We start from the raw sequence: 22,937 nt of genomic DNA, 5'->3' as shown, positions 1-22,937 counted from the left end.
TAGTTTAAATTTTCATTCTGATTTAAAATAATTCAGCTCAATTTTCAATTTAATATTCTGATGAATAATCTGAATCTTTTCGGCAAAAATATTGTTTTCTGAAGTAAATGTCAGCGTAAATTTTTCTTTTGTTTGAGACGAATGAACGACTTTTTCTAATTTGTGATTCTTTTTCGAGATGAAAAGATAATTGTCGCGTTTTCCATCTTTCGATTTATAAATATCATCTGTATCATTTTCAAATTGTTCCTGAATCAGATATTTTTTTTTGAGTAGTAAACGAAAATCTTCTTTCAATGTATTGATCAGGATCTTTCGATCTAATTCTGATACGATCGAATTGACTTTGAAACTGTTATCAGAAATTTCAAAATCTAATAATTTGTTGCCAAATTCAGTCGTGAAAACAATTCGGTGTGTGGTATCGTTTATTTTTTTAGCAATGAAAATTCCGCTGATTTCATTTCCGTAAACTGTGATGTTTGTTTTATAAACATAATCTGTTTTTGAATCTGAAAAATAGGCAACCTCATAAGACGTTTTGTCTAATTTTTTTGGAGTATAATTTTTTGTGACCGAGCCACAAGAAACTAAAACTAGCGCCAGAAAGCAATTAATTATTAAAAACTGAATCGTCGATTTTTGCATTGATCACTTTATTTTTAAGTACAATTCGGGTATAATCTTCAGATGATTCCAGCAATTTTACCTGAACTACGGTTGCTTCTTCTTTATCAAAAGTCAGTTCGATTTGTTTGATGTATTTTTTGAGCGTAGCATCTTTTGGGATAAATTTCGCGATATTTTGTCCTTTCGATTTAAAATACGAAATCGTAAATTCTTTATCGTCAAACATATTTCCGCTCACGCTGCCCACGATTAATTTATTGATTCGGCCAAAGATTTTGCTGTTGCCAATATCAACCGCGCTTTTCTTTCCTTCGTCGTTGATCAGGATTTTTCCGTTTTTAAAAACGATACTATAATTGTATGGTTTTTTATATTGCCACTGTAAGAGACTCGGTTCTTTAAAAATCATTTTACCCGAAGTTTCAATGTCTTTCGATAAAAAATCCAAGTGTTTGTATTGCATAAAATCAGTGCTTAAGGTTTTAATTTTTTTCGAAACCACATTTACATCTTGCTTGAAAGCTGAAATTTCAGCATCTGTCATTTTTTGTTCCTGTGCGAACAAACTGCCTGATATAAATAGAATTAGTAATGCTATTTTAGTTTTCATATTTTTTTAAAATTGTGCTTTAAATTTTTTGCCACAGATTAAAATGATTGCCACAGATTATTATTAACACATAGAAACATAGAATTATTGAACTCAAAAAAGGCGTTTCACTTGCATTAACAAACATAGCTATGTTTTAGAAACGAGTTTCTTTTTGTTTACTTTTTTAAACATATACGATCTATGTTTCTATGTGTTTAATTAAATTTTTTAGCATTAACTTATTGGTTAAAAATCCGTTTTTATCCGCGTCTTCGCGTAAGCGAATCCGTTTAATCAGCGTTCCATTTCATAAGCTTTAAGATTCAAAAGTTCTTCGATCGAAATCACTTTATAATTGTTTTGCTGTAAAAATTGCAAAAACTGTTCCAATACTAAAACTGAGTGTGATGCCGTGTCGTGCAAAAGTACGATTCCGCCGGGAGAAACCCGTTTTATAATGCGATTGAAAATTAATTCCTGATTTTTTGTTCCACCATCGAGCGATCGAATATTCCAGCCAATTACTTTATGTCCGGTTTTTTCTAAAGCTCTTCTTATCGAAGGTGTTGTAACTCCGTAGGGAGGACGAAAGAAGTTTATTTTTTTGGATGTGTATTTTTCTAAAAGAAGATCAGTTTTCTCAATTTCTTCCCGAATTTTTTTAGCATTATAAAAATCAAAAAAAGCAGAATGACTGTACGAATGATTGCCAACCAAATGACCTCCGGCAACAATTTGTTTTAGGATTTCAGGATGAGTTTCAATATTTTTCCCAATGCAAAAGAAAGTGGCTTTTACATTGTATTTTTTCAATAGTTCTAAAACTTCCAAAGTAAAAATGCTCGGTCCATCATCGAACGTAATGGCAATTTTTTTTTCTTTTTCTAATGGATTATTGCAGAAAGCTTTTACATGATGATTAGACGAAATTCGGGAAGAACCAATAGCGTTAATTCCTAACCAAATCAAAACAATTGCGATAAACCATACCCAACTAATTGCTGTATAAAAGTTCAGGAGAACGAGTAAAAGCAATAAAAAGAGAAAGAATAACGAAATGTTTTTATGCGTTATCATTTTGAGATCAAAGTAAAACTATGATTTTTTCCATTCAATTGATTGTACAATAAAATGGTTTTATAAACTGGTTTTTCAACCGAATTTACTTTTATGATTTCAGGAATTTCCTGAGTTTTAATAATTTTAGCTGCCATCCAAAAAGCAAAAGCAGATGCTGTATCGTACTCTCCGCTTAAATGTTTGTAATACAAAACAGGTGTTTTTGCGAAAGCATTTTCAGCAAGATTCTTGTAATAGTTTTCGAAATCTATATTTCCGTCAAATCCTAAAACTAAAGCGTCAATATCAAAAATTTCTAAATTATTAGATTTCAAAAACGATTTAATTTCAGCTTCGATTTCGTTTTCTTCGAGCGTATTTACAATGGCAATATCCAGAACTTCAGCATAGGTAGTTTCTTTTCTTTCATTTTCTAAAACAAAAAAACTGGCACCTTCACCATAAACTGCTCCGCTAGTCGAAGAATTTAAAAGATCATAAGGCGCTGAATTATCAGCTTTGATGCGTCCGTTTAATTTGAAAAGAGCAGCAGTATAATCACCATTTTCATCAACTCCGCCTATTAAAACCGACTGAGCTTCGTCTTCTTCGATTTGCATTTTAGCATCTAAAAGTGCCGATTCAAAAGAAACAGCGCCATTTACATACGTAAAATTATACCCTTTACATTGCTGTAATAAAGCGATTTGCGCACCAACGGTATTATGGGTAGATTGAATAAACGAAGTTGGTGTTAAAAATTCTTCGTTATTATCCAGAATACTTTTCAGGAATTTTTCAGAATCTTCGATGCATCCTAAACCGGTTCCGGTAATGATAGCATCTACTTTTTCGACATTGGCATCTTTCATGGCCAGGGCCGAAGCAACGATTCCGTTTTTCACTCCTTTTGCCATTCTACGGCTTGCGGCAGGAGAAATGTATTCTTTGTAAACCGGCGGAAGAATCCCCAGTACATTTTGATCATGATTGACAATAGCTTCTTCTAAAAAAACAGTATCAAATGTTTTTTGAGTCGAAATACAGCCTACTCCATTTATATATGTTTTTTTCATGCGAAGATTAAATTTGTTTTTTTAAAGGAACATGGAATCGTCATTGTTAATTTATTTTTTATTGGAATCATGACGATTTCATTTTAGCTTTTTGAAAATATAAGAGTGGAACAATTTCCTCCAAAACCAAAAGAGTTGGATAAAACGTGTTCGATGTTTTTATTTTTTAACGAAGTCTGCGGTTGCAAATCAAATTCTTCCATTGGATTTTCGAAATTCAAGTTTGGATACACCACATTATTCTGAATCGCCAAAACACTGTAAACAGCTTCAATTGCTGCAGCTGCTGCCAAAGTATGTCCGGTAAAAGGCTTTGTCGAACTAAAATCGGGAACTTTTTCATCCTGATAGATTCTCAACAACGCTCTTCCTTCAGATAAATCGTTATTTGGAGTTGCCGTTCCATGTACGTTGATATAGTCGATTTGAGAAGGTTTTAAACCCGAAACTTCAAAAGCTTTTTTCATGGCCAAATAAGCGCCATCACCATTTTCCGAAGAAGCAGTTTGGTGAAAAGCATCATTTGCATTTCCGTAACCAGAAACTCTTGCCAGAACTTTTTTATTTTGTTTCGCTACAATTTCATCCGATTCTAAAACCAAATATGCTGCAGCTTCGCCCAGGTTTAATCCTTTGCGTTCGTTGTCAAAAGGTTTGTTGAAATCGTCAGATAAAATCATCAAAGTTTTAAATCCGTTAATCGTGAATTTTGCCAAACCGTCGGCTCCGCCCACAATCACGCGATCTAATTTTCCGGTTTTAATTAATCTGGCACCCAACATAATCGAGTTTGCCGCAGATGAACAGGCCGTACTAATTGTGGTAACCATTCCTTTTAAACCTAGTTCTTGCGCAATCTTATCCGCAACATCGCCGCCATCATGACAAGTAATGTATTTAACCAGTTCAGGATGTGTGAAATAATCGTAATAATGTCTTTCGGTCATGTCCATTCCACCTACACTTGTAGCTGAAATAAGCCCGGTTCTGAATTCGTTTATCGATGTAATTCCTGCATTTTCAACAGCTTGTTTTGCTGCCAAAGTCGCGATCATCGCCGTTCTCGAAAAATTATTATCTGGAGTAAGGTTCAATTCTTTAACCAATTCTTCATTGGTTTTTTTAATTTCTCCTACTTTAATAACATCTGCGTGAACTGTCGAAATATTTGTGATACGAGAAATGCCAATTTTATTTTCGATCAACGAAGTATAATTTTCTTCGACTGAATTTCCAATCGAAGAGATGATTCCCATTCCCGTTATTGCAACACCTTTCATTTTTAGACTTCTTAAATTTTTAGACTTGCTTAGACTTCTTAGATTTTTGAGTGGCTTAGATTTTTTGATTTCTGGATTTAGACAGTTTTTAGTCTAAGAAGTCTAAAAATCTAAGCCAGTCTAAGTAATCTATTTAGTTCTGTTAGCGCTAATATAAGCCGCCATAGTTTCGATAGATTGGAAAATTGTTTTTCCTTCTTTCGGATCTACCAATTTAATTCCGTAATCTTTATCTAAAATCACAATTAATTCAAGAGCATCAATGGAGTCTAAACCTAAACCATCTCCAAACAAAGGATCGTTATCAGCAATATCTTCGATTGCAATATCTTCAAGGTTAAGAGTGGTAATGATTTTATTTTTTAATTCTTCTTTTAATGCTTCCATGATTATTTATTATATAATGTATTGATATTTTCGTTTTTATATTTTTCGTTTTCTTCTTCGCTAATCGTGCAAAGAAACGCTTTATAACTCTCATTAAAAAATTCCACCCAGCCACAAAGAACTGTATCAGCTTTATTTGTGTTTAACAGAATGCCTGAATAGTTAAACAGAAATTCAGTATTGAAAGCATCAAATATAAAGAAAGAATTCTCACTTTTAAGCTGATGACGAATACTTATTTCGCCCAAACAAATATTTGGCAATGTATAAACAAAAACCGCCGGACTCGGAAAATAGTTTTCTTTGTCTGAAATCGATTCCTGATACTTAATATCAGTATCTAAACTTGACGATTTATTGGCCAAAACCAAAGCAATATTATTTTCTTGTTCAGTTGAAGTTATCGGGCTCAAAAGCAATTCAGATCCTAAAAAAGCCAGTTTACTCAAAGCATCCATTTTAAAAAACTTTGGATATTGAATGTCAAAGTTGCGATAGGCTTGTTTCGAGAAATCAGCAAAATCGGTTGGTTCAATTTTGAATACAGAAGTTCCGTTCAAAACGATTTCGTTGTTTTGGATGGTGATGTAGGATTGTATGTATGTTTTATTTTGAGTCATTGTTATTTTATGTAATCTTCTGCTTCATAAGCATCAATAGGAAAATCTTCTTCTGTTAATGATTTATAAAAGAAAGTTCCAATACTCATTTTTAAATCAATATAAACTTTATTTAAATCTTCAATATTCTCTTCTTCCCAAAGAATATCATGAAAAATATATCCGACATTCAATGTTTTTGTATTTAAAACAATTGGATCGCCATTTGCACCTGCACCAATTATTAGCAAATCTTTTTTATAGATTTTTTTATTTTCTTCTTCAAGATTTTCAACCCGTATTTCATTAACACAATTAAAATAGATATTTCCAAATTCTATCCCTTCCCTAAAGGAAAATGTTTTAAAAAAATCTATTAAATCCTGAGACAGATTAAAACTTTCAAAAAATTCAATAGTTTTATCGGTTACTTTAACTACATCAGCTACATAATCAAAATTCTGAATTTTTAATGCTTCTTCAAAAAGGGATTCGTCTAATCTCATTGGCATAAATTTTTAATATCTCTTTTTAAACTTATTTGTGAAAAAAGAACAGGTGTATTTAATTTGTTTTCTCTTATAATCGTGAAATAAATTATATTTTCTTTTAAAAGAAAAATTCTACTTATTTTATAATTTGGACTAAAATTGTATGTCATTTCTGTGTTGTAAATTATAACATTGTTTGAATTTCTATACTTTTCAAAGCCTTTTTTTTTACAATATTCATTAATTAATAATTTGTTTTCTTCGACATCGTATTTACTTACAATTTTTATAAGTTTTTTTTCGGTTGCTTTTCTATAAAAAGAATACACAAAAAAAATGCTTAAAATAAAAACCAAATAATATTCATATCCTGTTTTTGAATGATCACGATAAGGATCATAAAAAATTAAAAAAGGGCATATAAAACCGGCACAACAAAATAGATAAAAAACGAATGAACCAAATTTATCTAACCAACTTTCGGAATAAACTAATTTATTCCGTTCTATGCTTTTGCTAACATTTAGGTTTTTTAAACTTCTCATTCTTAAATCTGTTTTGTTTTAAAATTCAATTTAAGACTCCCAAGTATGAATAACTTCGGCAATTTTCCATTTTCCGGATTTGTTTTCAATTATAATTAAAAAACCTCTTCCACATCTTCCGCCACCACAAGAAGCACTTGCTGACAAAACTCCACGAGTTTTTGTTTTATTAAACTGAATTCTTGAAATTCCCAAAGCTCCAACAGGCATATAACTTTTTTTGTCGTTTAAGTCCCAAACATTTACAGGAGGAAATTTTGATAGATATTGAAAATCGAATTTTTTATTATTTTTAAATTGGGCCAAATCAACAGTAAATTCGTCTCTTTCTTTTGAAATTTCATAGGTATAATCTGAAAGATTAATTTCTTTAATAATTATCTCATTTTCTTGAGGACTAATTTTTGTTACATGATCATAGACACCAATTAGTATTCTTGTTTTATCATTTTTGATGCTGTCCCGATCACGCCAATATTCCTTTAATTCTTTATGAAATCCAATAGTATCCTCTTTATTAGTTTTAAACTCAATTCTTAGCGTTCGTGGAGGAAGTATAACTCTTCGATCCATATAAATAGAATCTACAATTTCGACAAAGACATTATTTAAGACATCTTTTTCAAATTGTAGTTCATCTATTTTCTCCTTTATACATCCAAAAAGAGAAAGCAGAATAAAAACTATAAATATGACTTTTGATAATTTCATTTATTACTTTCGACTATATTGAACTTGTAAGATTTATTTACAAGTTGGAATTAAATTTTATAGATTTGACATTCTATGAAATTCTACGAAAAATATCTGCAATTAAAACAAAAAAGCTTTTTGTCAAAAGTTCTTGTTAGTACTGTCTATTCTACAATGGCTTTAGAAAATCAAGATGTTTCAAAAATAAAAATCATTAAAATTGTTAATACTATTTTGGAAGAAAGAGAATTAAACTGTTCAGCATTCTTTACTAAATAATTTTATTATCGTCTACTTTATCTTTTCAAAAACCACAGCTGTATTACAACCGCCAAAACCAGAAGCCGTTTTTAAAAAATACTCAATATCCGCTTGTTCATTTTTCTCAATAACATTAATCGATTCACTTACACCCATTTCATCAAAACCTTTCGATTCAAAAAGTGTATTTTGGTTTACTGATTCTATCCCAATTACTGTTTCCAACAATCCCGAAGCGCCTAATGTATGACCGTAAAAACCTTTTAAACTATTTATAGGAACATTTTGCAAACCTAAACGATTTAATGCAATGGCTTCCATTTCGTCGTTGAACGGAGTTGCGGTTCCGTGTGCTGAAATATAATCGATTTTGTCTGCGTCAATTTGGGCTTCTTTCAAAGCATTCTGAATACTTCTAAACAAACCTTCACCCGTTCTTGACGGACCCGAAATATGGTTGGCATCGTTTATCGAACTGTCTCCAATCACTTTTATTTTTGCAGTTGCTGGATTCGCCGAAATTAAAACAGCAGCGGTTGCTTCGCCTAAACTTACTCCGGTTCTGTTTTTAGAATAGGGTTTACAAGGTAAATCGCTCATGGCCTGAAATGAATTAAAACCTGATAAAACAAATTCTGAAACTTCATCTCCGGCTACAACAAATACATTGTCATACAACTCAGACTGAATCATTCTTTTAGCCACCGAAACAGCTAAAATTCCGGAAACGCAAGCATTCGAAACTACGATAGGTTGTGTTTTGAATCTGAAGAAGTCAGCAACATTTTTTGCTAAAACATCTAAATGTGCACTATTGAAACTTTCCTCTGAATCATTTTTTAATGCTGTAACATTTCCTTTTGTAGTCGAAAGTATAAAAGCAGTTTTCGAGTTTAATTCGATTTGAGAATTTTTGACAATTGGCTCTAAAGCCAGAATCATCATTTTCTCTAAACGAGAATATTTGGTAGCAGTGCTAATTTTTTCAAAAGCACTGTTTATTTTTTCATTGCTAATAATCGAAGCATAAAATGACGCTGTCATCAAAGCAATATCATTGTGCAATTGAATACCGGAATCACCACGAACAATCGCTTCGACGTTCGATTGAACATCAAATCCTAAAGGCGTGATACAATTGGTTTCGGTGATATATACTTCTTTTAACATTTTATACTTCTTAAATTTTTCCTGAAAGGTTTTCAAAACCTCGTAGGTATATTTCTTTTAACACATAGATACATAGTTTGGTTTGTTTGAAAAAGGCATTTCATTTGTTTAAACAAACACACCTATGTGTAAAATCTAGATTTTATTTAATTCTTTTATTCACTTTTTAAATTCTATGATTCTATGTGTTTAAATTTTTTTGCACACAGATTTTACGGATTGAACAGATTTGCACGGATTTTTATTAATTTTTAATTCGTGAAAATTAGTGTAATTCGTGTTTTACTTTAGTAATCCCACTTTTCTTTTCCATTCTTCGTAGAAAGGAGGATTCGTCAACATTAAATTTCCGTCGCCATCCAGAAAAACCTGAACAGTTTCACCGGTGCAGGCCACTTCGCCTTTTGCATCGATTATTCTAAAACGGTAAATCATTTTGGCAGCGGGAGTATCAACAACCGTTGTTTCTATGGTTACGACATCGCCGTAGCGTAAAGACAATTTATGTTCGCATTTCGATTTTACAATTGGAGTAGTATAACCCGTATTGCCAATATCTAAATAAGTAAGTCCGTGTTGGCGGCCAAACGCTTCTCGTCCATCTTCAAAATAGGTGATATAGTTGCCATGCCAAACGATTCCAAGCGGATCAGTTTCGTTAAAACGAATTCTGATTTCGTGAGAAACGGTTAGTTCAGTGGCTTCGTTATACTGTTCTTTTCTTTTTGTCATAAAATAAGGCAATGGATGTTGTGATAATAAAGAACAAAAATAACAAACTTATTTTTGGGATGATTTCAAGGAAAGAAACGTTGCGTAATAGAACATCGTAAAAAGCTTCTAATCCCCAATTCATGGGTGATGATTTTGCGATATACTGCATGATGGTTGGCATGGCAAAAACAGGCACCCAAACACCACCAACGGCAGCCAGAATAAGTACGCTTGTTGCGCCAAAAGGAGCAGATTGTTCTTGTGTGTTCGCAACAGTTCCTAATAAAATTCCGAACCCAATGGCAGCAAAACCAGAAAATAAAGCGACAACACTCATTAAAAATAAATGCCCTTCGATATTTAAAGATGGCAAACCAATATGTGGAAATAAAAATACCGCCACAGCCACCATCATATAAAACTGAATCATACAAATGGCAGAATAAGTAATGGTTTTACCCATAATCACCACCAAATTAGAAACCGGATTGGTCAATAATCGAACGAATGTTCCTTGTGATTTTTCTTTTACAATATTAATAGACAACGGAATCACGATAAAAAATATCGCAAAAAGGGTCCAGGCCGGAACGTTGTGTTGTACCGAGTTGGGACGCACTTCTTTATTGTTGATTTTTGGAATTATTTCTTTGAAAGTAATAAAACTCTTTTGATCGAATTCGACAGTTCCTTCTCCCAATTGATTTTGAAAAGTAGTGTAAATTGATTTGGTTTCGATTTGTGAAATCATCTTATCAATCGAACTCATCACGGCATTTTTGAAACTCATTTGAACCGCCGGATCAAAATACAATTTCACTTCTTTTTCTTTTATTACTTTATGCTTTTCAGCTTGAGCGGTTGTATCGGTTGTATCGGTTTCTGTTAAGCCCATTTTACTGATGATGTTCTCAACATTCTGATCGATTTTGGTTTGCAAATCAACGCTTAGATTTTCCGGAATTACAATTGCCAACTGAAATTTTCCTTTATAAACGGCTTCTTTCGCTAATTCTTCGGTAATAGGCTGATTATCTATTTGGGTAACAACACTAAACAAATTGCTTTTTTCAAGATTATCAAAAACAGTTTTCGATACAGAGCCTTTATCCTTATCGACCAATAAAATCGGAATTTTATTATCGCTAATGGTTTTAAAAGTACTGTCCTGAATTAAAGTTACCGTAATAACCAAAACCAGCGGCATGATAAACAAAATAATCAATCCGCCTAAATCTCGTTTAAGCAGTAGAAATTCTTTTACGACCGACATCCAAATTTTATTGACCATCTCTAAAATCTTTACCGGTTAATGAAATAAAAACTTCCTCCAGATTTCTAGCTTCATCTGTCGAGTCAATTAAACTTGACGGCGTTCCCTGCGCATAAATTCTACCTCGGTCCAGAATGGCAATATTGGTACAGAAATCTTCGGCTTCAGCCAAATGATGTGACGTATATATAATCGTAGTTCCGTTTTGATTGAGAACTTTCAAATAATCAATAATGGCATTTTTAGACTGAACATCAACACCAACGGTTGGCTCATCTAAAAACAAAACTTTAGGATTGTGCAAAATTCCCGCTATCAAATTGACTCTTCGTTTCATTCCGCCCGAAAAAGTTTCGATGCGTTTGTCAGCGAATTTTAGTAAACCCAAAAGGTCTAAAGTTTCAACGACTTTATCTTTTAAGTATGCACCTTTTAAGCCGTACATACTTCCAAAATAATGTAGATTTTCTCTCGCTGTAAGCGTTGGATATAAAGCATATTCCTGGGGAACAACCCCTATGATTTTTTTAATTTTGGAGGAATGATTCGTATAGTTCAGACTATCAATTGTGAAATGTCCTGAAGTGGGTTTGATCAATCCGCAAAGCATGGAGATTAAAGTGGTTTTTCCGGCACCGTTTGGCCCAAGTAAACCAAAAATCTGTCCTTCGTTTATATCCAGCGAAACGTTGTTCAAAGAATACTGGTCTGCATCTTTGTACTTTTTCGAAAGGGATTCTATTTTTATAATCGGTTGCAAAATATATTAGCTAATGGCTTTTTTTAGTTTTTTGAAAAAGATTTCTTCTCTATTGGCGATGCTCAAAAGTTCATCGGCAATGGTATTGTAGGCATCTTCTTTGGCACTTCGGTTTTTGTAAATTCTCGAAGCTTCAACTGCAAAATCACGCCATGAATCTCCAATTTGTGTCATTTCTTTAGAAAGAGTTTTCAATTCTTCATTATTTAAAATAACCGAAGCTTCTTGTAAAAAAGCAGCATATATAAAACGAAATCCTCCGCCGCCTGTTCCTATTTCTTCCTGCATACGAACCATTTGTGCCAGGTAATGATTGGCTTTTTTGGTACCGTGTTTTACCGGCCATTTACGGATTTGTTTCGACACGAATTTTATTCCGCGTACACCAACAATTGGCATTGGCGCCAACATATCGCGACAGGTATTTTTGATTCCTTTGATGATCGCACTTTTTAAATCAACTTCTTTCGGGATATGAATTGGGTAATACATTTGTCCTCTTGGAGCAAAAGCACCTTTGGCAAAACGGACTTTGTCTAATTCATCATGCGTTAAAGTCGTAACGGTTTCCATAACGGGATCGCTCACCAAATAATCAGTTTCGGTTTTTCCGTAAACGACTAAATTATGCGCATTGAAATGAAAACGGTATTCATCAGGAAAATAACTCAAATGATACACGCCAACTTGTAATCCGGTTGGAATGTTATTTTTTAAATTTTCATCTAAAGCTTTATTTGCATTTGCCGGAGAAGAAAATTTTTGTCTTTTTATTTTTAAGTTTAAACGATTAGCCAGTTTATTAAAAATTTGTCCGGGCAAAGTTCTATAGCTGATTGCGGGTGCGTAATTGACTTTTATAAAAGGCAAATACACGAAAAAAAGTCCAGAGCCAATACCAAAAACCATCGGTTCGCTGATGTTCAGTCCGTTGTTTTTTAACAAATTCGAAGCTACTCCGTTCTCACAATGAGCAGATTGATGATGTGTAAAATTGATTTGCATTAGTCTGTTTTAATATTTTTTAATTCGGCTACCGAAATCTCAAAAGCATCGGCATATTTTTTTAGGATCGATTCGCTTAATTTAGCAAAAACGGTTGGTTTAAAATGTCTTGTTACGCGCCATTTCCACATTCCAACATAACTGGATAGAATAGTAAGATCCATTTTGTTGACTTCCATATAATAACAAATCGGGCTTACTTCGCCAATTTCGACTTGCATTTTTGCTTCGGCAATTCGTTCGTTTATTTCGTCTATTGAATTTGAAAGTGCGATGGTTTTGGGTTCCCAGCCGGTACTTAGAGTTGTTGTATAATTGCCATCCGCATCGGTAGCATACAAAAGTTCTTTAACGTTGTTTTTTGTTAAGTTACTTTTATCTTGTGGTACTTTTTCTTTTTCCATTTCATTATTAATTTATTAGATATATAGAGCCTAAAACAATACATAAACTAATCATTAAAAATCCCAGATTTGCGAAGGCTAAATTTTGTTTTTTCTTCACAAATAAATATATCATTTCTATTAGTAATCCTAAATAAAAAGCCTGGACTACAATATATGCCATAATAAACATTCCTAAACCACCATCAACATGTCTATGGTCGTTTGCATCACAATTTTTATGAGGATCAAAGGTAAGGTACCAAAGTAAAAAAACCGATCCCACTAGAAGAACTAAAATCCCAATCCGGATTAATAAATGCAAAATGATTTTTTTCGCATTCATTTACACCGAAATGATCTTCTGAATGAATAAATTAATTTCGCATTCTAAAAGTAATTTATGTCCCCATATACTTTCGCAGCGCATGGTGCACAAAGTATAATCATCGCCTTCGAATTTTGAAACCAAAGTTGCTTTTGTAATAATCGTATCACCCACTTTTGGCAATAAATGTATTTTAAGGTTTTTTATCGCACTGATAAAACCCAATACATTTACGTTCTCATTTTCTGTTCCGTCTTCGTCAAAAAAATACTTTTTACCTACAATAGACGAACAGGTTTGTGCTGTGTTTTCAATTAAACCCGCTTCGATAAAAACGTTATTATCGATAAAAACATTATCCTCTTTTATCAGGAAAGTAGTTTCTACGAAGTTGGCATCTATATCCAAAATTAAATCCACCATGAGCATTGGCGCACGGTGCGGTAAATAATTTTGTATATCAACTCCGGTTTTCATTGCTGCTATCATTTCGCTAAAACAGTTTTCATTTGTCCGTTAGCAATTTCTTCATTATTCAAATACGTTACAACATCTACCAAAGTAATTCCTGCAAATTCCTGCAAAATAGTGATGGTAGATTGAATCGTATCATTGATTTTTGGCAGCTTTTTAATCTCAATTTCCTTGATAGAACCAATATATCCTGTTGGAGCTGTTTCGTTTTTCAGGAAAAATTGATAACCTGTATGCAAAGCCACAGATTGCGCCATATGTTCGATTAAACCTGCTTCAAGAAAAGTATCGTTGTCAAAAAAAATATTATCTTTTTTAATCTCTAAACCGGCAATTAAGGAGGTTTCGGTATACGAATACATTTTATCGACCATCACAAAAGGAAACTTTTGCGGCAGTAAATTTTCGACAGCTTCTTTTTCTAAAAGTAATGTCGTCTCCATTAGCAAACGGTTAAATAAGCATATGCAAACGAGAATCTTCCACTTTCAGGAACAGATAAAAGAATACGATCTCCTTTTTTTAAATTTCCTGAATTCATCAATTCTTCCAAAGCCAGATAAATAGAGGCAGAACCTACATTTCCTACTCTCGAAAGATTCATGAACCATTTTTCATCCGCCATTCCGATTCCTTTTTCCGTTAACCCTTTCTTTAAACCTTCGACAAAAAAGTTCGAAGAAACGTGAGGAATAAAATAATCGACCTGATCTGAACTAATATTATTTTTAGACATGGCATCGCTCATACTTTCAGCTCCTTTAGAAAGTATAAATTCATCCAGTAATTTTACATCTTGTTTAATGGCAAAAACAGATTCGTTTAACCATTGTTCCGGAGGATAATCGCTCCATGATTTAATTTCGCCATTTTCTAATTTATCTCCACCGGCGTACATGCAGGTTTCTAATTCGTAAGCATACGAAAAAGCTTCCATCCATTCTATTTTTAGAGAAATAGGACCTCTTGGTTTATTTTCTAATAAAAAAGCTCCGGCTCCGTCAGACAACATCCAGCGTAAAAAATCTTTTTTGAAGGCAATAATAGGTTGCTCTTCAAGGCTTTTTAAGTTTGCTGCTTCGTGGTTGTACATTTGAGCATTCAACCATGATGAAACTTTTTCTGATCCTGTGCAAATCGCATTTTTAGAATTTCCTGATCTTATCGATAAGAAACCAAATTTTAATGAATTCATTCCGGCGCAGCAAACACCAGTGGATGAATTTAATTCTACCGATTTATTTTTTAATAAACCATGAACCATTGCAGCGTGTGAAGGCAGGAAAACATCAGGTGTTGAGGTTCCGCATGAAAGCACTTCAAGATCTTGGGCTGTAAAGTGTTCATCAAACAATTGCACAACAGCATTTTTTGTTAACTCAGCATTATTATGGGTACTTTTTCCGGTTTTATCTATGGCGTAATAACGACTTGTGATTTTATTATTGCGCAAAATAATGCGTCTTGCTTTAGAAGCGGCATCATTAATGAGTCCTAAATAGTCTTCCATCTCATCATTCGAGACAGCTTCATTTGGCAAATACTTTGCGGCTTTGGTAATATATACTTCAAACATAATCTAATTCGTATTCTAAACTCCTTGATAATATTGAGTTTCTTTTTTTATGGTTTTTAACTTAAAAGGGTAGGTAATAAGGTGCAATATATATACTATTGGTGAGATTAACCATATTGCGAGGAATAAATAAACATTAAATACTTTAAGAAGCTGTTTTCTGTTTTTTTGATGTTTATAAATTAGATTCGACCATTTATTGAAAATTTTATTCGCGGTTTTGTCTACAGTAACGAGATACGGACTGATTTTTACAGCGCCGTTTGCAAGTAATTTTGGTTGTAAATCTTCAAAATTATTCTGGTTTAATGCAGAAACAATGACTTCTCCAAATTTATCAGACTCCTGAATATCTTTATCAGAAACTCCGGGTAGAGGTAAAATTCCCCAATGTTTTTTCTTAACTCCGGAAAACATCCATTCTACAATGGTAATTACACTGATTAAATTTCCAACGCGATCTACCAGGGCTACATTTCCTACCAATTTTGCGTTGGCTTCTTTTAGTAATGTTTTGATTTTTTCCTGCGCCATAATCCACATATTACGGGAACCACTTATGGTAACAACAGGTGTATTGTTAAGTATTTTTTTTGCATCATCACTTTTCAAAAAGGAATTGATAGGGATCGATGGAGACAAATACCAAACCTGGTAATGAAATAAAACCAAGTCGAATTTTGTATTTAAAATTTCCTCAGAAATGGGTTTTAATTTTGTTGGAATTTGAAGAAAAGATTCCGGGAAAGCATCAAAAAAAGAATCTTTATCCCACGGAAATGGAAAAGGTTTTTCTAATTGTATTTCGTGAAACGTTACATTTATTTCTTCTGAATTTAAGAAAGGCTTTGCAATATTTCGTGCAATTTCTTCTAATTGTCCAGATTGTGAATAATAAATAACAAGAACATTTTTCATTTGGTTTGATGGCTTTGGTGGTTGCGCAAAAATAAGTATTTTTTTTAAACGAATTTCCTTATTTTATCGGATCGTTTGGTATGAACCCAATCTGGCCATGTGGCAGAATCTTCGGCATCATAGATTCTGATTTTTTGATTTTTGTCTTCAATTAATAAATCATCAGAGGTACAGCCCAAAATTGCAGCGGCAGCGGCAAGACCGGAATATGTCGCACCTGCAACACCATGAGATAAGGTACAGGCACCACAAAGAAACAGATTTTCGATTTCGGTTTTGTTTTTATAAGAGAAAGGGCCAACCTGATTTAGTGTTTTTTCGGTTCCGTAAACATTTCCTTTTGTCGAATTGATGTAAAATTCATTGGTTTTTGGAGTTCCTAATTCTGCCTGAATAATATGTTCTTTTGCATTTGGGATTATTTTTTCGAGATTGCTCATTAGTTTATTGATGATTTTTTCTTTGAATATTTTATACTCTTCATTGTGATAATCATCTAAGCCATTAAAATCTTTCAGATGATCATAATTTACATACGTTACAATTTCAAAATTATGATAACGCCCGTTAAAACTTGCCGGATCTTTGAGTGTGGTACAACTAATAAATACTGATGGAAATGAATCTCCTGAATCTATGTTACTACTCATTAAATCTTCAAAATTAGCATCGTCGTTTTCATCTTTCATCATCCAGAAATTTCCGGAATCGATATTGTATAATGTAACATCAATGTCAAGCGTAAGGAATAAAATTAAAGAAGTAACCGAATATTTTGTTTTGTCGAGTTTCTTAAGAAGTGATTTGCTAAGATGTTCTTTATCAATTAAATTGAGATAAGTAATCGAAGGATCAGCATTGGAAACAATATTTTTGGCTCGTATTTCTTTACCATTTTCAAGCTGAATGCCTACTGCTTTTTTATTTTCGATAATGATTTTGCGAACGTTTTGTTGTACACGGATTTCTCCGTTATGTCTTTTTACGCCGTTTGTCATCGCTTTTACAATTCCGCCGCCACCGCCCATAGGGTAAAATCCGCCATCAAAATAATGACTCATTACAGAACAATGAACCGGGAAACAAGCACGAGCCGGAGGAAGTCCATGGTCGCCACATTGAATATTCAGGACTGCTTTTAGTTTCGGATCTTTTACATGCCAGCCAATTACTTTTTTTAACGGAAAGAGCGCAAATTTGCCAAAATGCTTGGTTCGAAACGGAACGGTGATATTTTGCCAGAAGCCTTTTAATTTAGGAATCAGCTGCAATTCGGAACTCACTTTTTCAATCAGTGAAAGATATTCATGGATGTTTTTTTCTTCGTGTGGAAAATGATCGGAAAGCTTTTTTTTGAGATTTTGAACTCCTGCAGGCAAATCGAAAGTTTCGTCTCCAATCAAACAATGTTCGTAAGCGTTTTTGTTCATTCGAAAGAAAACCATATCATTGGCAATTCCTAAACCTCTGTACAATTCGTTGGTTGATTGTCCTTCTTCAAGTTGACCTACATAATGTACGCCCGGGCTAAAACGCTGCCCTTTTAAAGTAAAACTGTGACTCCAGCCACCGGGAACATAATGTTGTTCGAGAACCAAAACTTTTTGTCCGGCTCTTGCAAGACATATCGCAGTCGACAATCCGCCAACTCCGGAACCAATAATTATTGTGTCAAATTCCTGCATACTTTACTTTAAGAATTGTAAAGTATAAAAGAACGACATTTAATTAAATGATTTTTACTTTTGCCACGAATTCACGAATTATTTTTTCAGGCAGATTTAAAAAGATTTCAGCTGATAAGCACAGATTAATTTAATAAAAATCTAAAATTAAATTTGCTGTAATCTGCCACCCGAGCGATAGCAAACAGGCGAAGCAAATCTGCGTGAAACAAAATCATTTTAATCTTTTAATCTGTGGCTTCGATTTTAACCGCAAAGTTCGCAAGGTTTTTTATACACATCAGATTTTATAAAAACACAAAGTTCGCAAAGCTAAATCAATACAAAGCTTTGTGAACTTTATGTTTTCTAAACATAGCATTAGATAAAAAACCTTGCGGACTTTGCTGTTAAATTTACCTTTAATAGTTTATTTTTATTTCAATTGATTCCAAAAATCAAAGTAGTTGAACCATTGCAAAGGATATTTTTTCAGCATAGATTCTACGCTTTCAATATACGCTTTCAACAATCCTTTTTCGTCACGATGTTTAACTACGGCTTCACGTGCATACAAGTGATAATGCAGGTTGGGTTCTTTCATTACATACACAAAAACTACAGGCACTTTTAATCTTGAAGCAATTAAAAACGGACCTGCAGGAAAATTAGCATCTTCACCAAGTATTTTTTCAGAAAGTGATTTGGTACCTTCAAAATAACGGTCGCCGGTAAAACAAACCAATTCGTTTTTAGAAAGTGCTGCATTGATCTCAAAAATATGAGACAAATTTTCTCTGATAATAATAAACTTAACAGTGGGTTTTTGGGTAACGCTTTCTAAATAATTCTTTATTGCAGAATGTTCGAGATCTGTGGTGACCAAATTAATTTGAAAATCGATGTCGATATCACCTAGAAAATGTTCGGCAATTTCAAAATTCCCAATATGAGCACTGATTAAAACGCCTCCTTTTTTTTCTGCCAAAAGATTTTTCAGGATTTCGATTCCGTCAAATTCATAGGTAAATCTATTTCGCATTCCTGCCGAAATGGAAATTTTATCAATGATGGTTTGCCCAAAAGTGTAATAACTTTTGAAAACCATTTTTTTAGATTTGAACCAGGAATACCCAAGCCTTTCTTTAAAATAATAAGAAATGGCTTTGTTACTTTTCTTTAGAAATAAAAAATAATAAGAAGCAACAAAATAAAGTAAAACATAAGCAGCTTTAACACCCGCTTTTTTTATAAGAAAAACGAATATCCGATACCCTAAAACAGTTCCTTTTGATTTGCCATCCCATTTGCTCATTAAGCAGTTTTGGCTTTTAGTTTGTTTTCAATAAGATCATAAAAACTTTGGAAAGAATCAATCCCAACAAAATCAACTTCAACCAGTTTTACACCAAAATTGGCTTCGATTGAAACGACTAAATCAACATAGTCCAAACTATCTAACCCAAGTGTATCTTTTAAATTAGCATCTGGTTCAATATCATCATTATCTACTTCAAACTCCTCAACTAAAAAACCATTTATTTTTGCTATAATCTCTTCTTTATTCATCGTTTAATTTAAACTTTTTAACCACCAACGCAGAGTTGGTTCCTCCGAACCCGAAGGAATTGGACAAAAATATGTCAAATTTTTTGTTTAAAGTAGTTTTGACCAAATTTAATTTGGCTGCATCTTCGTCTGGATTGTCTAAATTGATGTTTGGAGCAATGAAATCGTGCTGCATCATTAAGATAGAATAAATTACTTCGCTCGCTCCGGCCATCCAGCATTCGTGTCCTGTCATTGATTTTGTAGAGCTTACATACGGATTTTTCTCGCCAAAAACTTCAAAGATAGCTTTGGCTTCATTACCGTCTCCAACAGGAGTTGAGGTCGCATGAGCATTTATATAATCAATGTCGGTTGCTTTTAGTTGGGCGTCATCAAGCGCTCGTTGCATGGCTATAGATGGACCTTCGACATTAGGAGTCGAAATATGTCCGCCGTTTGATGAGAATCCGTAACCCACAACTTCGGCAATAATGTTAGCGCCACGAGCTATTGCAGATTCGTAACTTTCAAGAATTAAAGTCGCACCACCGCCACTAGGAATTAATCCGTCGCGATCGGCATCAAATGGACGTGAAGCTTTTTCAGGTTCATTTTCTCTGTTGGAAAAAACACCTAAACCATCAAAACTGCTCATGGCAAATTTGTTGATTTCCTGAGCGCCTCCGGTAATAATAATATCCTGAAATCCGCTTTTTATTAAAAAATAAGCCAGACCAATAGAATGCGAGCCACTTGCGCAGGCTGCACTTATGGTAAGATTGATGCCGCGGAGTTTAAAAATCGTAGATAAATTCATCGTTACCGTAGAATTCATCGATTTAAAAATAGCTCCGGAACCTATTAGTGCAGTGTCTTTTTTCTCACGTACAATATCTGTAGCTTCGATAATAGCTTTTGAAACGCTATCATTTCCGTACATAATACCTACTTCGCGATTGTCGAAAAAATCATCATCAATATTGGCATTTTTTAATGCTTCGATTGTAGCCATATAAGCATACTCGGTTTCTTCACCAATGCTCATACGTTGTCTTCGGGTCAATAAATTTTTTAGATCAGCTTTTGGAACCATTCCCGTAAGGGCAGATTGAAAACCAAATTCTTTTCTTTCAGCATCAAACTGAATACCGGATTTTCCGTTGTACAAAGAATCTTTTACTTCATCTAAAGAAGTTCCGATACAAGAATAAATCCCCATTCCAGTAATTACAACTCTCTTATTCATCGTCTTTCAAAGTAATTTTTTAAAGTGTAATTTTTTTAATCTCGCAATCCCGATAGCTATCGGGCGCAGAGTCGCAAAGTTCTTCTTTTTAATTCTTTCTTTAATAAAACTTTGCGACTCTGCGCCTTTGCGAGCAATTTTCTACGTTAAATAAAAAACTTAACAAACATAGTATTGTTAAGAATATATTCCTCCGTTTATATTGATAATCTCGCCTGTAATGTAACTTGCTTTTTTTGAAATCAAAAAGCTTACCAAATCTGCTACTTCTTCAGCTTCGCCAAAACGATTTACGGGAATTAGCTTTAATAATTCTTTTTCGTCTAACTGGCTTGTCATATCGGTTCTGATAAAACCAGGAGCTACAGCATTTACAGTAATATTTCGTTTGGCAACTTCCTGCGCTAACGCCTTTGTAGCAGCAACAATTGCACCTTTTGCAGCCGAATAATTGGTTTGTCCTGCCGTTCCTTTTACGCCGGAAACAGAAACCATATTTACGATTCGGCCGTATTTATTGCGCAACATTTTTTGAATAAAAAATTGCGTTACATTAAAAAATCCGTTCAAACTGGTGTTTACCACACCGTTCCAGTCTTCGGGAGTCATCCACATAAAAAGACCGTCTTTTGTAATTCCGGCATTGTTTACAATTGCTTCTACAATCGCTTCAGGATTTGATTCCTGCCATTGTGTTAATGTTTTTTGCACTTCTTCATAATTAGAAACATCAAAACCTAAGATTTCTCCGCTTGCGCCTAATTTTTGTATTTCCTGAAGTGTTTCTTCGGCAGCAGTTTTGTTCGAATGATAATTTATCAGAATATGATAACTAGATTCAACGGCTAATTTTTTACAAATAGCACTTCCAATTCCTCTTGAACCGCCGGTTACTAATACACATTTCATATGTAGAATTTATTTTTTATGGTCAAAATAGGGTATCGCTTTTTTACAGGCAATACCCTATTTGTATTTTATAGATTAATAGATATTATTTCTTCTTTTTGGCTGCAGGTTTCGCAGCCGGTTTTGTAGCCGGTTTTGTTTCTGACTTTGCTGTTGGTTTTGTTTCGGTCTTAGGCTTTTCGGCAGCAACATCGCTTACGTTGTTTCTTTCTTTTGATTTCGAGAAAAGTTCAGCGTTTTCAAACCATTGGTTGCTTAATACAGTTCCGTCAGGTCTCAGAAATCCCCATTTACCTTCATTTTTTACTCTTGCAATGCCATCAATAAAACCTTTGTCTTGTTGTACAAACAAAGCAATAACGAAGCCATTTGCTGTAATACCATATTGAGTTGGGATGACCAATTTTCCTGATTCATTAATAAATCCCCAGTTTTTTTCTTTCACAGGAGCTAATCCGTTTGAACTAAAAACTTCTGCATCGCTATACGTTGGCGGGATTACGAACTCAGCTTTTGGGTTAATGTATCCCCATTTAGATCCTATACAAACCGGAGCTAAATTTTTAGAGAATGCTTTTGCTTTGTCGTAGATAGGCAGAATTGTCCAGTTTCCTTTTATGTCAATAAAACCAATTTTACCGCCTTTTCGGGCATACGTTAAATCCTGAATTTCAAAATCCCAGATTTTGTCAGCACCATCTACCGCAATAAAGTTTCCGGCACTTACCAGTCCAAAAGTTTTATCTTTTCTTGCCCAGGTTGTGTTTTTGAAATAATTACCTATTTCATCATAAACAGGTTCTACTAATTCTTTCCCGGAAGTATTAATAATTCCCCATTTTTTATTGTTTTCTACTCTTGCATAACCATTTTCGAAAGATTTGATCTGATCGTATTTTGGTTCTAGGACAACAGCCATTTTTGAATTGATTAATCCCACTTTTTTGCCTTGTCTTATAAAAGCAACCCCGTCATTAAAATCAAATAATTTTTCTGTAGCCGGAGGTGTCTGAACTTCTCCTTTTGTATTAATATAAACCCAATCCTTATCTTTTTGTACTACTGCAATTCCGCTGTTAAATTCTTTAGTATCTTTAAAAGTGGCCGGAATTACCCATGTTCCTTTAGCATCGATGAATCCCCATTTTCCATTATCTTCAACCGCAGCTAAACCTTCAGAAAAGCTTTTTGCCGATTTGTATTGAGGCTCGATTTTAAAGTTTCCATCTTTAGAAATATATCCAATTTTACCGTTCTTCTTAACTAAAGCCAATTCCTGACTATTAACAAATTGAATAAATAATACGAATAAAAAAATAAGTGGTTTTTTCATGATTTTTAAGGTTCAATATT

26 protein-coding genes are annotated in these 22,937 nt (G+C 33.7%); all 26 read right to left on the bottom strand.

The genetic code is table 11. The annotated features are described in order from the left end of the window. Positions 1 to 12: 12 nt before the first annotated feature. The gene (locus GIY83_RS19475; RefSeq protein WP_208682986.1) at positions 13 to 648 is read right to left on the bottom strand and encodes a hypothetical protein; all 636 of its coding nucleotides are present in this window, start codon (positions 646 to 648) and stop codon (positions 13 to 15) included. Continuing rightward, entirely contained in the window at positions 614 to 1,240 is a 627-nt protein-coding gene (locus tag GIY83_RS19470; RefSeq protein ID WP_208682984.1) for an outer membrane lipoprotein carrier protein LolA, read from the bottom strand. Before GIY83_RS19470 ends, GIY83_RS19475 begins: the two co-directional genes overlap by 35 nt. Before the next feature lie 276 nt (positions 1,241 to 1,516). Next, entirely contained in the window at positions 1,517 to 2,299 is a 783-nt protein-coding gene (locus GIY83_RS19465; protein WP_208682982.1) for a polysaccharide deacetylase family protein, read from the bottom strand. Continuing rightward, positions 2,296 to 3,357: a beta-ketoacyl synthase N-terminal-like domain-containing protein gene (locus GIY83_RS19460; RefSeq protein WP_208682980.1), complete on the bottom strand. Its 1,062-nt coding sequence runs from the start codon at positions 3,355 to 3,357 to the stop codon at positions 2,296 to 2,298. Before GIY83_RS19460 ends, GIY83_RS19465 begins: the two co-directional genes overlap by 4 nt. Positions 3,358 to 3,440: 83 nt before the next feature. Further along, positions 3,441 to 4,637, bottom strand: a complete 1,197-nt coding sequence (locus GIY83_RS19455; protein ID WP_208682978.1) for a beta-ketoacyl-[acyl-carrier-protein] synthase family protein — start codon at positions 4,635 to 4,637, stop codon at positions 3,441 to 3,443. A 129-nt stretch (positions 4,638 to 4,766) separates the two neighbouring features. After that, positions 4,767 to 5,024 carry a phosphopantetheine-binding protein gene (locus GIY83_RS19450; RefSeq protein ID WP_017496902.1) on the bottom strand — a complete coding sequence of 86 codons (258 nt, stop codon included), beginning with the start codon at positions 5,022 to 5,024 and terminating at the stop codon, positions 4,767 to 4,769. Positions 5,025 to 5,026: 2 nt separating this feature from the next. After that, complete coding sequence (locus GIY83_RS19445) at positions 5,027 to 5,644, bottom strand: 3-oxoacyl-ACP synthase (RefSeq protein ID WP_194615065.1); 618 nt, start codon at positions 5,642 to 5,644, stop codon at positions 5,027 to 5,029. A 2-nt stretch (positions 5,645 to 5,646) separates the two neighbouring features. Then, on the bottom strand, positions 5,647 to 6,129 hold the full coding sequence (locus tag GIY83_RS19440) for a hypothetical protein (RefSeq protein WP_208682976.1): 483 nt from the start codon (positions 6,127 to 6,129) through the stop codon (positions 5,647 to 5,649). Continuing rightward, positions 6,126 to 6,659, bottom strand: coding sequence for a hypothetical protein (locus GIY83_RS19435; protein ID WP_208682974.1), 534 nt, complete (start codon positions 6,657 to 6,659; stop codon positions 6,126 to 6,128). Before GIY83_RS19435 ends, GIY83_RS19440 begins: the two co-directional genes overlap by 4 nt. A 30-nt stretch (positions 6,660 to 6,689) precedes the next feature. Further along, positions 6,690 to 7,370 (bottom strand): hypothetical protein, encoded by a 681-nt coding sequence (locus GIY83_RS19430; RefSeq protein WP_208682972.1) that lies wholly within the window; start codon positions 7,368 to 7,370, stop codon positions 6,690 to 6,692. A 273-nt stretch (positions 7,371 to 7,643) separates the two neighbouring features. Beyond that, positions 7,644 to 8,783: a beta-ketoacyl synthase N-terminal-like domain-containing protein gene (locus GIY83_RS19425; protein WP_208682971.1), complete on the bottom strand. Its 1,140-nt coding sequence runs from the start codon at positions 8,781 to 8,783 to the stop codon at positions 7,644 to 7,646. Positions 8,784 to 9,065: 282 nt separating this feature from the next. Next, positions 9,066 to 9,515 carry a thioesterase family protein gene (locus GIY83_RS19420; RefSeq protein ID WP_065451727.1) on the bottom strand — a complete coding sequence of 150 codons (450 nt, stop codon included), beginning with the start codon at positions 9,513 to 9,515 and terminating at the stop codon, positions 9,066 to 9,068. Next, entirely contained in the window at positions 9,490 to 10,788 is a 1,299-nt protein-coding gene (locus tag GIY83_RS19415; RefSeq protein ID WP_208682969.1) for an ABC transporter permease, read from the bottom strand. Before GIY83_RS19415 ends, GIY83_RS19420 begins: the two co-directional genes overlap by 26 nt. Continuing rightward, positions 10,778 to 11,530, bottom strand: a complete 753-nt coding sequence (locus GIY83_RS19410) for an ABC transporter ATP-binding protein (RefSeq protein ID WP_194615071.1) — start codon at positions 11,528 to 11,530, stop codon at positions 10,778 to 10,780. Before GIY83_RS19410 ends, GIY83_RS19415 begins: the two co-directional genes overlap by 11 nt. Before the next feature lie 6 nt (positions 11,531 to 11,536). Further along, positions 11,537 to 12,535, bottom strand: coding sequence for a BtrH N-terminal domain-containing protein (locus tag GIY83_RS19405; RefSeq protein ID WP_208682967.1), 999 nt, complete (start codon positions 12,533 to 12,535; stop codon positions 11,537 to 11,539). Next, positions 12,535 to 12,939, bottom strand: a complete 405-nt coding sequence (locus tag GIY83_RS19400; RefSeq protein WP_208682965.1) for a hypothetical protein — start codon at positions 12,937 to 12,939, stop codon at positions 12,535 to 12,537. Before GIY83_RS19400 ends, GIY83_RS19405 begins: the two co-directional genes overlap by 1 nt. Positions 12,940 to 13,264: 325 nt before the next feature. Then, a complete protein-coding gene (locus GIY83_RS19395) occupies positions 13,265 to 13,723 on the bottom strand; it encodes an ABC transporter permease (RefSeq protein WP_194615284.1) in 459 nt (152 codons plus the stop codon). A gap of 8 nt (positions 13,724 to 13,731) precedes the next feature. After that, entirely contained in the window at positions 13,732 to 14,163 is a 432-nt protein-coding gene (locus tag GIY83_RS19390; RefSeq protein WP_208682963.1) for a hypothetical protein, read from the bottom strand. Beyond that, entirely contained in the window at positions 14,163 to 15,296 is a 1,134-nt protein-coding gene (locus GIY83_RS19385; protein ID WP_194615075.1) for a beta-ketoacyl-ACP synthase III, read from the bottom strand. Before GIY83_RS19385 ends, GIY83_RS19390 begins: the two co-directional genes overlap by 1 nt. Positions 15,297 to 15,311: 15 nt before the next feature. Beyond that, the gene (locus tag GIY83_RS19380) at positions 15,312 to 16,214 is read right to left on the bottom strand and encodes a dialkylrecorsinol condensing enzyme DarA (protein ID WP_208682961.1); all 903 of its coding nucleotides are present in this window, start codon (positions 16,212 to 16,214) and stop codon (positions 15,312 to 15,314) included. Positions 16,215 to 16,258: 44 nt separating this feature from the next. After that, a complete protein-coding gene (locus GIY83_RS19375) occupies positions 16,259 to 17,899 on the bottom strand; it encodes an NAD(P)/FAD-dependent oxidoreductase (protein ID WP_208682960.1) in 1,641 nt (546 codons plus the stop codon). A 415-nt stretch (positions 17,900 to 18,314) separates the two neighbouring features. Further along, on the bottom strand, positions 18,315 to 19,193 hold the full coding sequence (locus GIY83_RS19370) for a lipid A biosynthesis acyltransferase (protein ID WP_208682958.1): 879 nt from the start codon (positions 19,191 to 19,193) through the stop codon (positions 18,315 to 18,317). Then, positions 19,193 to 19,447, bottom strand: coding sequence for an acyl carrier protein (locus tag GIY83_RS19365; RefSeq protein ID WP_065451716.1), 255 nt, complete (start codon positions 19,445 to 19,447; stop codon positions 19,193 to 19,195). Before GIY83_RS19365 ends, GIY83_RS19370 begins: the two co-directional genes overlap by 1 nt. Next, entirely contained in the window at positions 19,440 to 20,675 is a 1,236-nt protein-coding gene (locus GIY83_RS19360) for a beta-ketoacyl synthase (protein ID WP_194615079.1), read from the bottom strand. The genes GIY83_RS19365 and GIY83_RS19360 overlap by 8 nt, the downstream gene beginning before the upstream one ends. Before the next feature lie 177 nt (positions 20,676 to 20,852). Continuing rightward, the gene (gene fabG / locus GIY83_RS19355; RefSeq protein WP_194615080.1) at positions 20,853 to 21,584 is read right to left on the bottom strand and encodes a 3-oxoacyl-ACP reductase FabG; all 732 of its coding nucleotides are present in this window, start codon (positions 21,582 to 21,584) and stop codon (positions 20,853 to 20,855) included. An 85-nt stretch (positions 21,585 to 21,669) separates the two neighbouring features. After that, positions 21,670 to 22,917, bottom strand: coding sequence for a WG repeat-containing protein (locus tag GIY83_RS19350; RefSeq protein ID WP_208682955.1), 1,248 nt, complete (start codon positions 22,915 to 22,917; stop codon positions 21,670 to 21,672). Positions 22,918 to 22,937 lie beyond the last annotated feature (20 nt).

It is taken from the genome of Flavobacterium sp. SLB02 (assembly GCF_009664855.1).
In the GTDB taxonomy this organism is placed as follows: Bacteria; Bacteroidota; Bacteroidia; order Flavobacteriales; family Flavobacteriaceae; genus Flavobacterium.
The sequence above is the reverse complement of the archived record's forward strand: the minus strand, read 5'-3'. Positions and strand labels throughout refer to the sequence as shown.

Bases quoted from the DNA above. Each gene is read 5' to 3' on its own strand.
- GIY83_RS19405 (WP_208682967.1), bottom strand. From the start codon at position 12,535: ATGCAAATCAATTTTACACATCATCAATCTGCTCATTGTGAGAACGGA.
- GIY83_RS19445 (WP_194615065.1), bottom strand. From the start codon at position 5,644: ATGACTCAAAATAAAACATACATACAATCCTACATCACCATCCAAAAC.
- GIY83_RS19395 (WP_194615284.1), bottom strand. From the start codon at position 13,723: ATGAAAACCGGAGTTGATATACAAAATTATTTACCGCACCGTGCGCCA.
- GIY83_RS19475 (WP_208682986.1), bottom strand. From the start codon at position 648: ATGCAAAAATCGACGATTCAGTTTTTAATAATTAATTGCTTTCTGGCG.
- GIY83_RS19430 (WP_208682972.1), bottom strand. From the start codon at position 7,370: ATGAAATTATCAAAAGTCATATTTATAGTTTTTATTCTGCTTTCTCTT.
- fabG (WP_194615080.1), bottom strand. From the start codon at position 21,584: ATGAAATGTGTATTAGTAACCGGCGGTTCAAGAGGAATTGGAAGTGCT.
- GIY83_RS19420 (WP_065451727.1), bottom strand. From the start codon at position 9,515: ATGACAAAAAGAAAAGAACAGTATAACGAAGCCACTGAACTAACCGTT.
- GIY83_RS19450 (WP_017496902.1), bottom strand. From the start codon at position 5,024: ATGGAAGCATTAAAAGAAGAATTAAAAAATAAAATCATTACCACTCTT.
- GIY83_RS19350 (WP_208682955.1), bottom strand. From the start codon at position 22,917: ATGAAAAAACCACTTATTTTTTTATTCGTATTATTTATTCAATTTGTT.
- GIY83_RS19425 (WP_208682971.1), bottom strand. From the start codon at position 8,783: ATGTTAAAAGAAGTATATATCACCGAAACCAATTGTATCACGCCTTTA.
- GIY83_RS19390 (WP_208682963.1), bottom strand. From the start codon at position 14,163: ATGGAGACGACATTACTTTTAGAAAAAGAAGCTGTCGAAAATTTACTG.
- GIY83_RS19365 (WP_065451716.1), bottom strand. From the start codon at position 19,447: ATGAATAAAGAAGAGATTATAGCAAAAATAAATGGTTTTTTAGTTGAG.
- GIY83_RS19415 (WP_208682969.1), bottom strand. From the start codon at position 10,788: ATGGTCAATAAAATTTGGATGTCGGTCGTAAAAGAATTTCTACTGCTT.
- GIY83_RS19400 (WP_208682965.1), bottom strand. From the start codon at position 12,939: ATGGAAAAAGAAAAAGTACCACAAGATAAAAGTAACTTAACAAAAAAC.
- GIY83_RS19360 (WP_194615079.1), bottom strand. From the start codon at position 20,675: ATGAATAAGAGAGTTGTAATTACTGGAATGGGGATTTATTCTTGTATC.
- GIY83_RS19440 (WP_208682976.1), bottom strand. From the start codon at position 6,129: ATGAGATTAGACGAATCCCTTTTTGAAGAAGCATTAAAAATTCAGAAT.
- GIY83_RS19455 (WP_208682978.1), bottom strand. From the start codon at position 4,637: ATGAAAGGTGTTGCAATAACGGGAATGGGAATCATCTCTTCGATTGGA.
- GIY83_RS19470 (WP_208682984.1), bottom strand. From the start codon at position 1,240: ATGAAAACTAAAATAGCATTACTAATTCTATTTATATCAGGCAGTTTG.
- GIY83_RS19465 (WP_208682982.1), bottom strand. From the start codon at position 2,299: ATGATAACGCATAAAAACATTTCGTTATTCTTTCTCTTTTTATTGCTT.
- GIY83_RS19435 (WP_208682974.1), bottom strand. From the start codon at position 6,659: ATGAGAAGTTTAAAAAACCTAAATGTTAGCAAAAGCATAGAACGGAAT.
- GIY83_RS19460 (WP_208682980.1), bottom strand. From the start codon at position 3,357: ATGAAAAAAACATATATAAATGGAGTAGGCTGTATTTCGACTCAAAAA.
- GIY83_RS19375 (WP_208682960.1), bottom strand. From the start codon at position 17,899: ATGCAGGAATTTGACACAATAATTATTGGTTCCGGAGTTGGCGGATTG.
- GIY83_RS19370 (WP_208682958.1), bottom strand. From the start codon at position 19,193: ATGAGCAAATGGGATGGCAAATCAAAAGGAACTGTTTTAGGGTATCGG.
- GIY83_RS19380 (WP_208682961.1), bottom strand. From the start codon at position 16,214: ATGAAAAATGTTCTTGTTATTTATTATTCACAATCTGGACAATTAGAA.
- GIY83_RS19385 (WP_194615075.1), bottom strand. From the start codon at position 15,296: ATGTTTGAAGTATATATTACCAAAGCCGCAAAGTATTTGCCAAATGAA.